This window comes from Actinomycetospora endophytica (genome assembly GCF_021026375.1).
GTDB classification, from domain to species: domain Bacteria; phylum Actinomycetota; class Actinomycetes; order Mycobacteriales; family Pseudonocardiaceae; genus Actinomycetospora; species Actinomycetospora endophytica.
Genome location: NZ_JAJNDB010000003.1, coordinates 410,920 through 425,017 on the forward strand (window position 1 = coordinate 410,920; position 14,098 = coordinate 425,017).

Annotated in this window: 13 protein-coding genes; 7 read left to right on the forward strand and 6 right to left on the reverse strand. The window is 74.6% G+C overall.

The features are described 5' to 3' along the window. The first annotated feature begins 37 nt into the window (after positions 1–37). The 4 genes from LQ327_RS17310 to LQ327_RS17325 are packed head-to-tail and all read left to right on the forward strand — an operon-like array spanning position 38 to position 3,091. Complete coding sequence (locus tag LQ327_RS17310) at positions 38–529, forward strand: ester cyclase (RefSeq protein ID WP_230735867.1); 492 nt, start codon at positions 38–40, stop codon at positions 527–529. A 5-nt stretch (positions 530–534) separates the two neighbouring features. Then, positions 535–2,079 (forward strand): AMP-binding protein, encoded by a 1,545-nt coding sequence (locus LQ327_RS17315; RefSeq protein WP_230735869.1) that lies wholly within the window; start codon positions 535–537, stop codon positions 2,077–2,079. A 9-nt stretch (positions 2,080–2,088) separates the two neighbouring features. Further along, positions 2,089–2,685, forward strand: coding sequence for a TetR/AcrR family transcriptional regulator (locus LQ327_RS17320; protein ID WP_230735871.1), 597 nt, complete (start codon positions 2,089–2,091; stop codon positions 2,683–2,685). Between the two features lie 34 nt (positions 2,686–2,719). Beyond that, positions 2,720–3,091 (forward strand): DUF2255 family protein, encoded by a 372-nt coding sequence (locus LQ327_RS17325; RefSeq protein WP_230735873.1) that lies wholly within the window; start codon positions 2,720–2,722, stop codon positions 3,089–3,091. A gap of 4 nt (positions 3,092–3,095) precedes the next feature. Here LQ327_RS17325 and LQ327_RS17330 read toward each other — a convergent pair whose 3' ends face one another. Next, positions 3,096–3,479 (reverse strand): hypothetical protein, encoded by a 384-nt coding sequence (locus tag LQ327_RS17330; RefSeq protein ID WP_230735876.1) that lies wholly within the window; start codon positions 3,477–3,479, stop codon positions 3,096–3,098. Between the two features lie 507 nt (positions 3,480–3,986). On the opposite strand from LQ327_RS17330, the gene LQ327_RS17335 reads away from it, so the two are divergent. Next, positions 3,987–4,415: a DUF805 domain-containing protein gene (locus tag LQ327_RS17335; protein WP_230735878.1), complete on the forward strand. Its 429-nt coding sequence runs from the start codon at positions 3,987–3,989 to the stop codon at positions 4,413–4,415. Positions 4,416–4,463: 48 nt separating this feature from the next. On the opposite strand, the gene LQ327_RS17340 is transcribed toward LQ327_RS17335, so the two are convergent. The 5 genes from LQ327_RS17340 to LQ327_RS17360 all read right to left on the reverse strand — a co-directional run bounded on the left by LQ327_RS17340 (position 4,464) and on the right by LQ327_RS17360 (position 9,504). Beyond that, positions 4,464–5,738, reverse strand: coding sequence for a cytochrome P450 (locus LQ327_RS17340; protein ID WP_230735880.1), 1,275 nt, complete (start codon positions 5,736–5,738; stop codon positions 4,464–4,466). A gap of 64 nt (positions 5,739–5,802) precedes the next feature. Further along, on the reverse strand, positions 5,803–6,291 hold the full coding sequence (locus LQ327_RS17345) for a nuclear transport factor 2 family protein (protein ID WP_230735882.1): 489 nt from the start codon (positions 6,289–6,291) through the stop codon (positions 5,803–5,805). Beyond that, positions 6,288–7,079 (reverse strand): enoyl-CoA hydratase/isomerase family protein, encoded by a 792-nt coding sequence (locus LQ327_RS17350; RefSeq protein WP_230735884.1) that lies wholly within the window; start codon positions 7,077–7,079, stop codon positions 6,288–6,290. Before LQ327_RS17350 ends, LQ327_RS17345 begins: the two co-directional genes overlap by 4 nt. Beyond that, positions 7,076–7,840 (reverse strand): enoyl-CoA hydratase/isomerase family protein, encoded by a 765-nt coding sequence (locus LQ327_RS17355; RefSeq protein ID WP_230735886.1) that lies wholly within the window; start codon positions 7,838–7,840, stop codon positions 7,076–7,078. Before LQ327_RS17355 ends, LQ327_RS17350 begins: the two co-directional genes overlap by 4 nt. Then, positions 7,837–9,504, reverse strand: coding sequence for a class I adenylate-forming enzyme family protein (locus LQ327_RS17360; protein WP_230735888.1), 1,668 nt, complete (start codon positions 9,502–9,504; stop codon positions 7,837–7,839). Before LQ327_RS17360 ends, LQ327_RS17355 begins: the two co-directional genes overlap by 4 nt. Positions 9,505–9,636: 132 nt before the next feature. On the opposite strand from LQ327_RS17360, the gene LQ327_RS34830 reads away from it, so the two are divergent. Further along, the gene (locus LQ327_RS34830; RefSeq protein ID WP_230735890.1) at positions 9,637–10,815 is read left to right on the forward strand and encodes a TetR/AcrR family transcriptional regulator; all 1,179 of its coding nucleotides are present in this window, start codon (positions 9,637–9,639) and stop codon (positions 10,813–10,815) included. Positions 10,816–10,851: 36 nt separating this feature from the next. Further along, positions 10,852–14,028 (forward strand): ATP-binding protein, encoded by a 3,177-nt coding sequence (locus LQ327_RS17370; protein WP_230735892.1) that lies wholly within the window; start codon positions 10,852–10,854, stop codon positions 14,026–14,028. Positions 14,029–14,098 lie beyond the last annotated feature (70 nt).

Consider the following 14,098-nt stretch of genomic DNA (forward strand, 5'->3'; position numbering starts at 1 on the left):
GATTCTGGGCGTCGACGACCGAAGGAGAGCCCGGCCGATGGTTGCCCCGAGTGCCGATGTCACCGTCCTGGACCGCGACTTCGCCGAGCGCTGGTACCGCGAGGGCTGGATCCGGGCGTGGAACGAGAACCGCCCCGAGCTGTGCCGGGAGATCCTCACCGAGGACTTCGTGCTCGACAGCCCCACCACCCGGCACACCCGGAGCCTCGTGCAGGGACCGGAGGCCGCGGCCGCGTACATCCGCTACGTCCTGGGCGCCTACCCGGACCTGCAGTGGGAGGTCACCGACCCGCCGCTGTACTCCGACCACGTGGCCCGCGCGGCGTTCAACTGGCGCGGGACCGGCCACTTCACCGGCCGCCTCGACCCGCCGGGGATCGACGGGACGGGCCGGGCGTTCGAGTTCGCCGGGCTCGAGGTGTTCGACTTCCGGGGCGACCGGGCCTGCTACCTCAACGCGAGCTACGACCTGCTCGGGCTGATGAAGCAGATCGGGGTCCACGGGAGCTCGGGCCGGCGGGCCGGGTAGCGGACATGACCGCGAGCCTGCGCGCCCTGCTCGAGCACGGGGTCGCGACCGGACCGGACACCGTCGTGCTCGAGGACGCCGCCGACACCCTGACCTGGGCCGCGCTGCACGAGCGGGCGTGCGGGGTCGCCGCCGCCCTGGTCCGGGACGGGGTGGCGCCGCAGGACCGGGTGGTCTTCATCGGCCGGAACGACGTGCGCTACTTCGACGTGCTGTTCGGCTGCGCGCTGGCCGGGGCGGTGCTGGTCCCCCTGAACTGGCGCCTCCACGCCCGCGACCTGCTCGCGGTGGTCGAGGACTGCGGTGCCACGGTGGTCGTCGTCGACGACGCCGGGGCGCAGGCCCTCGCGCCCGTGGCCGACGCCCTCGCCGTCGTCGTCAGCCTCGATGCCCACCCCCGGTGGCCGGAGCTCGCGGCCTGGCGCGCCCCCGCTCGCGACCCGGAGGTCCCGGCGCGCCCCGAGGACATCGCCGTGCAGCTCTACACGAGCGGCACCACGGGGTCGCCCAAGGGCGCGATGTTCGCGAACGGCACCAACGTCGCGGCCCTGCTCGACGACATCTCCGTCGCGTGGGGCTTCACCGCCGACGACGTCAGCCTGCTGACCATGCCCCTGTTCCACATGGGCGGCCTCGCCTGGGCCCTCGCCGGGCTCGCCCGCGGCGCCCGCGGGATCGTCGTGCGCGACTTCGTGCCCGACCAGGTGCTGCGCACCATGCGCGACGAGCAGGTCACCCTCGCGTTCTGCGTCCCGACGATGCTCGCCGCGCTCTGCGCCGTCCCGGGCGCCGGCGACCTCCCGCTGGCGCTGCGTCAGATGGTCTACTCCGGCGCCCCGATCAGTCCGCCCGCGCTGGCCACCGCCCAGGCGACGCTGCGCTGCGACTTCGTCCAGATCTACGGGCTGACCGAGGCCACCGGCGCGTTCGCGCAGCTCCCGGCGGCCGACCACCGCGGCGACGCCGCCCGCTCCGGCGTGATCCGCTCGGCCGGCACGCCGTACCCGTGGGTGGAGGTGACCGTCCGCGACCCCGAATCCGGCCGTGACGTGGGCGTCGGGGGGACCGGAGAGATCCTCACGCGGTCGCGGCAGAACATGGTCGGGTACTGGAACCGCCCGGAGGAGACCGCCGCCGTCCTCACCCCCGACGGCTGGCTGCGCACCGGCGACATCGGCTACCGCGACGGCTCCGGGCGCATCTACCTGCTCGACCGCGCGAAGGACGTCATCATCAGCGGCGGCGAGAACGTGTATCCGGTCGAGGTCGAGAACGTCCTGGCCGGACACCCCGACCTCGCCGAGGTCGCGGTGATCGGGGTCCCCGACCCGCACTGGGGCGAGACGGTCAAGGCCGTCGTCGTGCCACGGCCCGGGGCCACGCCCGACGCGGCCGCGATCATCGCCTGGTGCCGTGGGCACCTCGCCGGGTTCCAGTGCCCGACCAGCGTCGACCTGGCCGAGACGCTGCCGCGCACGGCCACCGGTAAGGTCCGGAAGCCCTTGCTGCGCGCGCCGTACTGGCAGGGGCAGGACCGCGCCATCCACTGAGGAACCGCCGTGAGCTCCCCTCCCCCGGCGAACGCGCCGAGCAAGGGTGACCGCACCCGGCGGCGCCTGCTGGACGCCGCCGCCGCGGAGATCGCCCGACGCGGGCCCGACGGCACCAGCCTCGCCGCCGTCGCCCGCCGCGCGGAGCTCAAGGCCGGCAGCGTCTACTTCCACTTCGACTCGCGCGACCACCTGATCGAGGCGGTCCTCGAGGAGGGGGTGCGGGAGTCGCTGCGCATCCTCGACGACGCGGTGTCCGCCCTGGCCGCCCCGAGCGCGGCCCCGGAGCGGCTCCGCGCTGCGGTGCGCGCCCACCTGCGGGCGATCGAGGAGCTGAGCGACTACGCGATGGTCGTCCTCGCCCCGCCGTTCCACACCGCCGGCGACCGGATGCCCGTCTACCGGGACGCCCTGCGGACCTACCTCGCCCGCTGGACGGAGCTCATCTCCGACGCCCAGGACGCCGGAGTCCTCCCGGGGGGCACGGACCCCCGCAGCCTCCGGGATCTGGTGCTCGGGGGCCTCAACGCCTCCGGGCTCGCCGGGCGCCCGGTCGCGGACACCGCGCGGGCGATGGAGTCGCTGCTGGGACTCGACGACGGTTGACCTCGAGCGCGGTCGAGGTCCTAGCGTCGAGCGCATGAGCTGGGCACCGGAGCAGCTGGAACGGATCGACTCGTCCGACGAACTGCGGATCGCGGCCCGCCGCGACGACGGCTCGCTGAGCCGCGCGCTGCCCATCTGGGTCGTACGCGTCGGCGACGACGTGTACGTGCGCACCTGGCACCGTCGCGAGACCGGGTGGTTCGGCCGCGTCGTCCGGACGGGACGCGCCCGCGTCAGCGTGCCCGGGGTGGAGGCCGACGTCGCCGTCGAGGACGTCGGCGCCGCACGGCGGGCCGAGGTCGACGCGGCCTATCAGGACAAGTACGGACGCTACGGCCGCTCGACCGTCGACGCGATGGTCGGCGAGGCGGCCGCGGCGTCCACCCTGCGGTTCGTCCCGGAGTAGCGGGTCAGCCCGCCTGGATCCACTGCGTGGCCTGGGCGCCGGTGGCGGCCCAGGTGATGCGGTCGGTCCGGCCGGCCAGCCGCGCCACCAGCGCCAGCCGCTCCCGCGAGGTACCCCGGACGCCGAAGCCCCGTCGCGCGGCGATCATCCCGGGGTCGAGCACCAGGACGCGCCGCGCCTTGTCGACCCGCTGTTCGAGCTTGGCGTCACTGCTGACGGCGGCGGTCGCGCCCGCTCCGCCGACCTGCTCGGCCCAGCGGGCGGCCGTGCGGGCCCCCTGCTCGTCGGCGCGGACGCTGATCACGAGGACGTCGGGTTGCTTCGCGTCGTCAGTGGTGTCGGTGGGACGGGGGGTGTCAGCTCGGCGACCGAGCGACGGGGAGGACATCGCGGTTCCTTCACGCATGAGATCCGAATCGGTGGCCCCTCTCGGGGTACCTCCCATCCTTCCACCCCGGACGGCGCCGACGGCCGTCGTACCGATTCGGCGTGCGGCACCTCCGACAACGAGAACGAATGACGGCGGACGCAACCTGCGGGGCCGCCGCGTCTCAGTATCCCGGCATCTCGCCCCCCGCTCCGCGCTCGCGCACGAACGCCCGCCCCGGCGGATCGGAACGGGCGACGCCGGCCGATCCCGTCCAGGTCGGAGCACGTCCGGGCATCGCCACAGCCGCTGACCGGCCCAGTCACGAGACGCAGGGGTTCTGCGACGCCCCGTGACAGCACGGGCCGGACCGATCGAGCGCGTCGCCGTCCGCTGACGCCGCGATAACACTTTGGGACTAGTCGATCGAGGGTGTTTCTCACCACACGTGATCTCACTACTCTCACCGGTTCCGGACAGACCGGGCCATCGTCGCTCAAAGACGACTCTCCGTGAGAGGCAGCAGCCATGCAGTGGTACCTGAAGGCACTCAAGCAGTACGCCGACTTCAGCGGCCGCGCGCGCCGCACCGAGTTCTGGATGTTCGTGCTGATCAGCTTCATCATCTCGCTCGTGCTGGCGATCATCGACTCCGCGATCGGGACGGCACACCTGTACTCCTCGGGCGGCGCGGCCTACTACAGCCCCGGCATCCTCGGCGGGATCTACTCCCTCGCCGTGCTCATCCCGACCATCGCGGTGACGGTGCGCCGCCTGCACGACACCGACCGGTCCGGCTGGTGGTTCTTCATCCAGCTCATCCCGATCGTCGGCTCGATCGTCCTGCTGGTGTTCATGTGCCTCGAGGGCACGCGCGGGCCGAACCGCTTCGGCCTCGACCCCAAGGCGGCGACGACGACGAGCGAGCAGCCGGGCCACCCGGCCATGCCGGCCTGAGGCCGGTCCGCAGTACTCCATGCCGCCGGTGAGCGCCGCGTAACGCGCTCACCGGCCGGCGTCGAGCGGGAGCCGGGAGAACTCGCTCAGCAGCAGCGACCGGCGCCGCTCGGCCCCGGGCAGCCGTCGCAACCGCGGCATGCGGGTGGCCAGCTCCGTCAGCGCCACGCGTCCCTCGAGGCGGGCCAGCGACGCCCCGAGGCAGTAGTGGATGCCGCCGGAGAACGCGAGGTGCTCGGCCGCCGTCGTCCGGGTCGGGTCGAAGGTGTCGGGGTCGGTGTGCACCGCCGGGTCCCGACCGGCCGCGCCGAGCATCGCCAGCACGGTGGTGTCCGGCGCGATGGTGCGATCGCCGAGCTCGACCTCGACGTGCGGCACGCGCGCGGTGAACTGGACGGGCGGGTCGTAGCGCAGAGTCTCCTCGACGACGGCGGGGGCGCCCGCCGCCGGGTCGTCGACCAGCTGCTGCCAGGGCTCGCCGGTGTCGAGCATCGCGGCGACGGCGTTGCCGATCAGTCCGCTGGTCGTCTCGAACCCTCCGAGCAGCAGCAGGACGGCCAGGCTCACCGCCTCGTCGTCGGAGACGTCCTCGGCCGCGAGCCGGTCCAGGACGTCGCCGTCGCCCTCCGAGCGCCCTGCCCGACGGCGGTCCAGCAGCCCGGACATCAGCGCCCGGAGCTCGACCACCGCGCGCTCCAGTCGGTGCAGCGCGCGCAGGGAGCGCACCCCGCCCAGCCCGGCGCCGACCGCCCGGCCCCAGTGCGCGAACGCGTCGGCGTCGGCGTCCGGCACCCCGAGGATGTCGGCGATGATCGCGACCGGCAGCGGGACGGCGACCGCGGAGACCAGGTCGAAGCGGCCGAGTCGCACCGCCCGATCGACCAATCGCGCCGCCATCCGCACGGCGAGGTCCTCGCGGGCGGCGACCCGCGCCGGGGTGAAGACCGGGGCCACCAGCCGTCGCAGTCGGGTGTGCTCCGGCGGGTCGAGGCCGAGCACGGACAGGTCGACCGGTTCCAGCAGCGGGTCCCGTGTCCCGTCGACGGCGCCGCCCGGGGTGCCGCCGGCGCGGGTGCGGACGCCGTAGCGCCGGTCGCGGACGACCTGTTCGCACGCCGCCGCCGTCGCCACGACCATCACCCCGCCGCGGCTCGCGAACGGCTGCGGACCCTCGCGCAACTGCCGGTGGATCGCGTGCGGGTCGTCGATCCACGGCCGGTAGAGCAGCCGGAGCACCGGGTCGCCGGCGAGCGCGAGCACCCGGCCGCCGCCGCGCATCACCGCCAGGCGAGCCCCCAGACGCACATCCCGGACCAGGTCCATCGCTCCCCCTCCACCATCGCGACCCAGCGTGGCAGGACCGGCCGCCGTCGCGAAGCGTCGATGATCAGCCGGCGGCCGCCCCGGGATCGCTGCGCAGGAGCTTGAGCAGGTAGGCACCGCCGATCTCGCCGTTCCGCGGCGGCAGCGCCCCGAGCTGGCGCATCATGTCGGTGATCTCGTACTGCGCGAGGTAGTGCGAGAGCAGCCCGTCGGTGAAGCGCAGGAAGACGTCGCAGCCGTACACGTCGAACCGCGCCTCGGGAGCGAGCTGCGGCGGCCCGGACCCCTGCTGGCGGAACAGGACCAGCGCCCGGCCGTCGTCGGGAGCGGTGAAGAGCTGGACCTCCTCGAACGACACGTCCGGCATGACCGACCAGATCCGGTCGATGTAGCGCGTCATCTCGGCGCGGTCGGTGATCGGGTGCGGCCAGAACACCGTGTCCTCCCACCGGCAGTCCGGGTGGAGCAGCTCCAGCACCCGGTCGGTCTCGTGGGAGTTCCACGCGTCCAGCCAGCGGGTGGCGAACTCCCGCAGCTCCGGGACACCCGTCATGACGACGACCCCAGCCGCTCGGTGGCCCGGCTCCGCCCGGACTTCAGCCGGTCGAGACCCTCCGCGATCCGCTGGGAGAACAGACCGCGGCCGAGCAGGTCGTGGGTGACCCGCAGCTCGTAGGCGGTCGCGGCGGCGTGGTCCATGTGCGAGGCCCGCAGCGCGACCTCCTTGAGGATCGTCGTGAGTTCGGCGCCGTGCTCGGCGATCTGCGTGGCCAGCCGCAGTGCGGACTCCCGCAGCTGCCCCACCGGGACGACCTCGTCGACGAGCCCGCAGCGGTGCGCCTCGTGGGCATCGATCGGGTCGCCGGTGAACAGCATCCGGCGGGCGCGCTGGCTGTTCGTCTTGCGCAGCATCGCGTGGTAGAAGCCGTTCATCCCGTACTTGACCTGCGTCGAGCCGAACGCGGCGTTCTCGGACGCGATGGTGATGTCGCACATGTTCGCGACGTCCATGCCGTATCCGGGCGCCACCCCGGCGACCGCCGCGATCGTGGGCTTGCGGAAATCGTAGATGGTCGACATCAGCCGGTAGGCGAGGTCGGTGAACCGCGCGAGGTCGTCACCGGAGGCGCCGTTCAGCACGTCGAGGGCCCAACCGGAACAGAAGTACTCCTCGGTGCCGATGAACAGCACCGCCGCGACCTCGTCGTCGTACGCCCACGCCTCGAGCGCGGCGGGAATGTCCCGGTGCAGTTCCCAGCCCAGGGCGTTGCGCTTCTCGGGATGGTTCAGCTGCAGAATCCCGACGCCGTTCTCGACGGACGTCTTCAGGTAGTCGGTCACTTCTTCCCCCGCACCCGTGAATAGGCCTGCCCGATGCGTTCGACGACGTCGGTGTGCCAGACCACCTCGCGGTAGGCGAGGGTCTCGTAGGTCAGGGCGCTGATCGGGTCCATCGCCGGCGACCGGCGGGCCAGCTCCTTGTTGTTCACCGCCGACCGCGTGGTGGTCTCGGCGATCGACCGGGCCAGGTCCGTCGCGGCCGCGACCACTCCCCCGGCCGGCACCATCCGATCCAGCAGTCCGATCCGCAGCGCTTCCCGGGCATCGACACGGTCGCCGCTGAACGTCAGCAGCTTGGCCTGGCTCAGCCCGACGATCTTCCACAGCGGCGAGAAGTACGGCGTCAGGCCCATCTTGATCTGCGGGTAGCCCATGACGACGTTGTCGGCGCCGATGCGGATGTCGGAGAACACCGCGATGTCGCAGCCACCGCCGAGCGCCGGCCCGCCGACGGCGGCGATGGTCGGCTTCCGGTAGTCGAGCAGCGTCCCGTAGGCGCGCAGGCAGGCCTCGGAGTAGATCCCGCGGGACTCGGGGGTGAAGCCGGACTGCAGGTCGAGGTCGAGCCCGGCGCAGAACACGTCCTCGCCACCGGTGATGACCACCGCCGCGACGTCGTCGTCGTACGCCCAGGCGTCGAGGTTGTCGCTGATCGCGGTCAGCATCCCGACCGACAGGGCATTGCGCCGGTCCCATCGGTCGAAGGTGATGGTGCCGACGCCGTCCTCGACCGCGATCCGGGTGTCCGGTCCGGGTGTCACGTGGGGTCTCCTCCTGAGATGTCGGGACCGGATCGGGTGAGCCGGTCGGTCCAGGTCGCGATGTCGTCGAGCTCGGTCAGGCGGTGCTTCTGCACCTTCCCGACGGCGGTCGTCGGGATCTCGGCCACCACGTGCCACTCGGTGGGGAGCTTCTGGCGGGCGAGGCGCTGCTCGTCGAGGTGGGAGAGCAACGGCGTCGCGTCGTGCCACGCCGCCGGGTCGGTGAGCACCACCCACGCGCCGACCGTCTCGCCGAGCCGCGGGTCGGGCACCGCGGTCACCGCCGCCCGCGCGACGCCTGGGTGGGTGGCGATGGCGGCCTCGATGTCGCCGGTGGAGAACTTCTCGCCGCCGCGGTTGACGATGTCCTTGGTGCGCCCGTGGATCTGCAGCCAGCCCTCGTCGTCGACCCGCCCGACGTCGCCGGGGTAGAACCAGCCCGCCTCGTCGAGCTGGTCGGCGGTGACGACGGGGTCGGTGTAGGCGTCGAGCAGCTGCGGGCCGCGCATCCGCAGCTCACCGATCTCGCCGGGCGGCACGACCTCCCGTTCCGGGTCGACGACCTCGATCTCCATCCCGGGCAGGATCCGGCCGTCCCATTCCCGACGACGGGCGAGCGGGTCGTCGGCGAACGCGATGGCACAGACGCCGGAGGTCTCGGTCATGCCGTAGGCCCGCATCCCGCGGACGCCGACCGCGGCCGCCCGGTCGATGACGGTCGGCGGGATCGACGCCCCGGCGCAGGCGTAGACGTCGAGCCGGTGCCCGGATCCGGCGCCGCGCTCGTAGCGCTCGACGAGCTCGGACAGGAAGAGCGTCGCGCCCATCATGAGGTCGACCCGCTCGGTGGCGATCAGCTCCACGGCGTCGTCCGGCCGCCAGCCCGACATGATCACCGAGCGCCCGCCGAGGAAGATCGGGAAGACCACGGCGGCGACGAACCCGCTGAGGTGGGACAGCGGGGTCGCGGCCAGCGTCGTCGTCGCCTCGCTCGCGCCGAGTGCGTCGCGGAAGTTACGCAGGTGCGCGACCAGCGCCCGCCCGGACAGCAGCGCTCCCTTCGGCGCCGAGGTGGTCCCCGAGGTGTAGAGCAGCAGGCACGGCTCGGCGGCCGGCAACGGAGCGGGGAGCGCCGCGGTGGTCGCCGAGGCCGCCGGGAACGGGACCCAGCCCGCCGGGCCGCCGTCGTCGACGACGTAGCGCACCGCCGGCGCCAGGCCGAGCTCGGCGATCAGGGCGTCCAGCTCGGCCACCGGACGGCGCGGCCCGAGACTCGCGACCGAGCAGATCACCGTCGGCCGGCAGTCGGCGAGGATCTGGCGCATCTCGTGCTCGCGGTAGATCGGGACGACCGGCACGTCGACGGCCCCGGACCGGAACGCCGCGACCTGCGCGACCAGGGCCTCGAGACGGTTCGGGAGCTGGACGAGCACCCGATCCCCCGGCCGGACGCCACGGGCAACCATGTCCGCGGCCACGGCCCGGGTCCAGGCCTCGAACTCGCCGTAGGACACCCGCCGGCCCTCGCACACGAACAGCTCGCGCTCCGGATGGTCGGCCGTCCGCTGCTCGAGCACCGCGGCTATCGTGTCGTCGGTCCACAGCCCGGTGGCCCGGTAGCCGGCGTGACGATAGGCGGCGGACGGCGAGGGCGACGGCGGCATCGACGACTCCCGATCTCGGCGGAAGGAGCGCGCCGAAGCTAGTCTAGTGACTATTCACTAGGCAAGCCGTGAGTCGGCCGACCGACCCGACGGACTACCGTCGGTGACGTCGTCGGGAGGGGAAGGACCGTGGTGAGCCGAGCGCCGTCGCCTGCTCCTCGCCCCCGGGCTCCCCGGCTCTCGGCCGCCGAGCGCCGGCGCGAGCTCGCCCGCACGGCCGCCGTCGAGTTCCACCGGCGCGGGTTCCACCAGGTCACGATCGGCGGGGTGGCCGCCGCGGTCGGGCTCACCGCGCCTGCGGTGTACCGGCACTACGCCAACAAGAACGCCCTGCTCGCCGGGGCCGTGGACACCGGTCTCGAGGAGATCGAGGCCGCGATGGCGGCCGCCGCCGCGGACGGCGGCTCGCTCGACGATCTGCTGCGTCGCCTCACGACGGCGGCCCTGCGTCGCCCGGACTTCTGGACACTCCTCCAGCGCGAGGTGCGCCACCTCGACGACACCGAGCAGCAGCACGCCCACTCCCGGTTCCTCGCCGTCCGCGACGAGCTCGCCGCCGCCCTGACCCGTCGCACCCCGGATCTCGACCCCGGCGAGCGGGACGTGCTGGTCACCGCGGCGCTGGCGGTGATGGCCACGCCGTCGACGTTCCGGTCGGCCCTGCCCGACGAGCGCCTCGCGCCGATCCTGGCGGCCGCGGCCCGGGCGGCCTGCACCGCGTCGATCGTCACCGCCACGCCTCCGGGCGGGGCCCCCGAAGCCCGGGAGTCCCCGCCGCGCCGCGCCGAGCAGATCCGGGACACCGCGTTCGCCCTGTTCCACCGCCACGGCTACGCCGCGGTCAGCCTCGACGACATCGGCGCCGCGGTCGGGATCGCCGGCCCCAGCATCTACCACCACTACGGGAGCAAGGCCGAGCTGCTCGTCGCCGCCTTCGACCGCGTGCTCGACGGCCTGCCCGCCGTCGACGGGCGCGCCACCGGGGCCGACGCCCTCCGCGACTACGTCGACCTGGCGCTGCGGGAGCGCGAGGCGATCGGCACCCGCGCGACCGAGATGATCAACCTGCCCGCCGACGACGCGCTGCGCATCGAGCGGGCCCTCGCCGCCGACCTCGCGGCGTGGACGGCGATGCTGCGCCGCGAGCGTCCCGCGCTCGACGACGACGAGGCCGCCCTGCTCGTGGAGGCCGCCCGCTCGGCCGTCCACGACGTCGTCCGGCTCGGCCGGCTCCACCGCCGCCCGACGGTCCGGGACGAGCTCCTCGCCGTCGGAACCGCCGTTCTCGACGCGGCGCCGCCGACGCAGTAGGCATGGCGCACGACCGGCGACCGCTCGGGAGGCGCGATGGGCGACCCGACGGCGGGGCGCGCCCTCGTCGGCCGGGACGACGTGCTGGCGGCCGTCCTCGGCGCGGCGGGGGACGCGCGGGCCGGGATCGCGCGGCTGCTGGTGGTGACCGGGGAGCCCGGCATGGGCAAGACCCGGGTGCTGCGCGAGGCGACGAACCGGTGCCGCGAACTCGGAATGGGCACGGTCCGGGCCACGTGCTGGAGCGGCGACGGCGCGCCCGCGTTCTGGCCGTGGACCCAGGTCCTGCGCGGGTGCGCCGCCGGGCGCGAGCGCTCCGACCTGCGAAGCCGGTGGGGCCCGCGCGCCACGGAGGCCCTCACCCTGGTCCCCGAACTCGACGACCGGGCCGGGACGGGAACCGTCCCCGACTCGGAGCACGCCCGCTTCCGCCTGTTCGACGCCCTGGTCGCGGCCGTGGCGCACGAGGCCCGCCTCCGACCGCTGGTGATCGCCCTCGACGACCTCCACTGGGCCGACCTCGGATCGGTCCGCGCCCTGGTCTTCATGGCCGCCCACACGGCGGACGAACCCGTGCTCCTGCTGGGGGCCTGTCGCGACGCGGAACTCGACCCCGAGGCCGCCGCTCTCCTGGAGCGCGGTGAGCTGCTGGCACTGCGCGGACTGGGCGCCTCGGAGGTCGCCGAGCTCGTGTCCGCCACGACCGGAGTCGTGCCCGACGACCGCACCGCGCACGCCCTCGCCCGGCGCACCGGGGGCAATCCGCTGTTCGTCCGGGAGCTGGCGGCCCTCGCCGTATCGGACCCGACGGCGACGCGGCCGGGCGCCGTCCCGGGCGGTGTCCGGGCCGTCCTGACCCGCCGGCTCAGCCGCCTGAGCGCCCCCTGCCGCGAGCTGCTGGCCGTCGCCGCGGTCGTCGGCGCCGAGTTCGACGTCGATGTGGTCGCCGGGACCGCCGGGACGACCGCGGCCGCGATGCAGCCCCTGCTCGAGGAGGCGGCCGCGGCGGGGCTGATCCACCCCGCCGAGCGGCCGTCGACGTGGGCGTTCGGCCACGCGCTGATCCGCGACACGCTCCACGCCGAGCTCTCGGCCGCCCGGCGCGCCGAGCTCCACCAGGCGGTGGCCGGTGCGCTCGGGCCCGGGGCCGACGTCGCCGTCGTCGCCGACCACACGGCTCGGGCCGTGCCCCTGGTGGACGCCGACGTCGCGGCCGCCGCGGTCGAGGCGGCGGCGCGCCGGGCCATGGCGGCGCTGGCGTTCGAGGACGCGGCGGCCGCGTTCGCCCGCGCGGCGGCGCTGCGGCCCGCGGGGTCCCCGGAGCACGCCGTCACCCTCCTCGACCTGGGCGAGGCGCGGGCGGCCGTCCGCGGCACCGACGACGCCCGCGAGGCGTTCACCCGCGCCGCGGCGGTGGCCCGGCACTGCGGACGCGGTGACCTGCTCGCCCGCGCCGCCCTCGGCTACGCCGCGGGCCTCGGCGGCTTCGAGGTCCGGCTGCTCGACCAGGCCCAGCTCGATCTCCTCGAGGAGGCGCTCGAGGTGCAGTCGACGGCGGACTCGACGCTGCGCGCGGCCCTGCTCGCCCGGCTCTCCGTCGCCGTGACCTACTCCGCCGCACCCCGCCGGCAGGCGGCGCTCGCCGACGAGTCGCTGGCCATGGCCCGCCGGCTGGGCGACGCCGCCGCGGTGATGCGGGGCCTGGTCGCCTGGGCGGACGCCCGGGCCGGGCCCGACGACGCCGAGGCCCGGCTCGCCGCCGCGTCGGAGATCGTGGCACTCGCCGCCGGTCGCGGCGACGTCGCGATGGAGCTCCTCGGGCGCCGGCTGCGGGTCGTCGCGCTCGCCGAGCTCGGTGACGTCACCGGGCTCGACGGGGAGGTCGCGGCCTACTCCCGCCTCGCCGGGACCACGCGGCAACCGCTCTACACCTGGTACTCCGCCCTGTGGGCGGGGTCGCGGGCGCTGCGCGAGGGCCGGCTGACCGAGGCGCTCGCCCGCGCCGACGAGGCCGAGGACACGGGCGCCCGCGTCGAGAGCCGCAACGCGCGGATGCTCGCAGAGGTGCTCCGGCTCAACACCCTCGCCGAGTCGGACCGGCTCGAGGACCTCGACGCCCGCTACCGCGCGATGCTGGCCGAGCTCCCCGAGGCCGGATGGGGCGACACGAGCCCGGTGACGAAGGTGTACCTGGCGCGCGTCGACCCGGCCGGTGCCGGTCCCGCGGCGCTCGCCGACCTGCCGCACGCGCTCGAGACCCTGCCCCGCGACTCCGAGTGGCTCCCGCTGCTGTGCACCGCGGCCGAGGTCGTGCACGAGGCGCCGGAACCGGAGCTGGCCGCGCACCTGGACGAGCTGCTCGCCCCGTACGGCGACCTGTGCGGGGTGGAGGGCATCAACGCCGCCTGGCTCGGCTCGGTCCGGCGCCACCTCGGCATGCTGGCCGCCGTCGCCGGCCGGGTCGCCGACGCCGAGGCGCACCTCGCGGTGGCGCTGGAGCGCAACACCCGCGCCGGCGCGCTCCTGCAGGTGGCGCACACCCACCGGGTGCTCGCGCAGTGCCGGGCGCGCTCGGGCCGGGACGGGGCCGCGGCGGAGGCGATCGTCGCGCGGGAGCTCTACCTGCGCCTCGACCTCCCGCGCCTCGCCGAGCGCTGCGCGGCGATCGTCGACCGCTCCCCCACGGAGCCCGGGACGCCGGAGGCGGTCCTGCGCCGCGAGGGTCAGACCTGGACCGTCGGCGACGGCGAGCACCGCGCGACGCTGCGCCACGTCAAGGGCCTGGCCGACCTGGCCCGGCTGGTCGTCGAACCCGGTCGCGAGATCCACGTGCTCGACCTCGTCGGGGGCGACCGGCCCGCGGTGCCGGACCTCCCCGCACCCGGCGGCGCCCTCGACGAGCAGGCGCGGCAGGCCTACCGGCAACGCCTCACCGACCTGGACAAGCGGATCGAGCAGGGCGACACCGCCGCCGAGGACGAACGCGCCTTCCTACTGGCCGAGCTCTCGCACGCGTACGGCCTCGGCGGCCGCACCCGCCGCACGGGGAGCTCGGCCGAACGGGCCCGGACCGCGGTCACGTGGCGGGTCCGCGACGCCATCGCCCGGATCGAGACGGCCGTGCCGCCGCTCGGGAAGCACCTGCGCAGCTCCGTGCGCACCGGCGCCTACTGCGTCTACGCCCCCGAGCACCCGCGCCGATGGCGGGTGTGAGGCCGCCTCCTCACGACGTGCGGTCGTTCCTCACGCCGACGGGGGTGGGAGGCCACCACAGTCACCGTGG

Coding starts and splice junctions, on each gene's coding strand:
- LQ327_RS17310 (WP_230735867.1), top strand. CDS start 38: ATGGTTGCCCCGAGTGCCGATGTCACCGTCCTGGACCGCGACTTCGCC.
- LQ327_RS17315 (WP_230735869.1), top strand. CDS start 535: ATGACCGCGAGCCTGCGCGCCCTGCTCGAGCACGGGGTCGCGACCGGA.
- LQ327_RS17325 (WP_230735873.1), top strand. CDS start 2,720: ATGAGCTGGGCACCGGAGCAGCTGGAACGGATCGACTCGTCCGACGAA.
- LQ327_RS17330 (WP_230735876.1), bottom strand. CDS start 3,479: ATGTCCTCCCCGTCGCTCGGTCGCCGAGCTGACACCCCCCGTCCCACC.
- LQ327_RS17335 (WP_230735878.1), top strand. CDS start 3,987: ATGCAGTGGTACCTGAAGGCACTCAAGCAGTACGCCGACTTCAGCGGC.
- LQ327_RS17340 (WP_230735880.1), bottom strand. CDS start 5,738: ATGGACCTGGTCCGGGATGTGCGTCTGGGGGCTCGCCTGGCGGTGATG.
- LQ327_RS17345 (WP_230735882.1), bottom strand. CDS start 6,291: ATGACGGGTGTCCCGGAGCTGCGGGAGTTCGCCACCCGCTGGCTGGAC.
- LQ327_RS17360 (WP_230735888.1), bottom strand. CDS start 9,504: ATGCCGCCGTCGCCCTCGCCGTCCGCCGCCTATCGTCACGCCGGCTAC.
- LQ327_RS17370 (WP_230735892.1), top strand. CDS start 10,852: ATGGGCGACCCGACGGCGGGGCGCGCCCTCGTCGGCCGGGACGACGTG.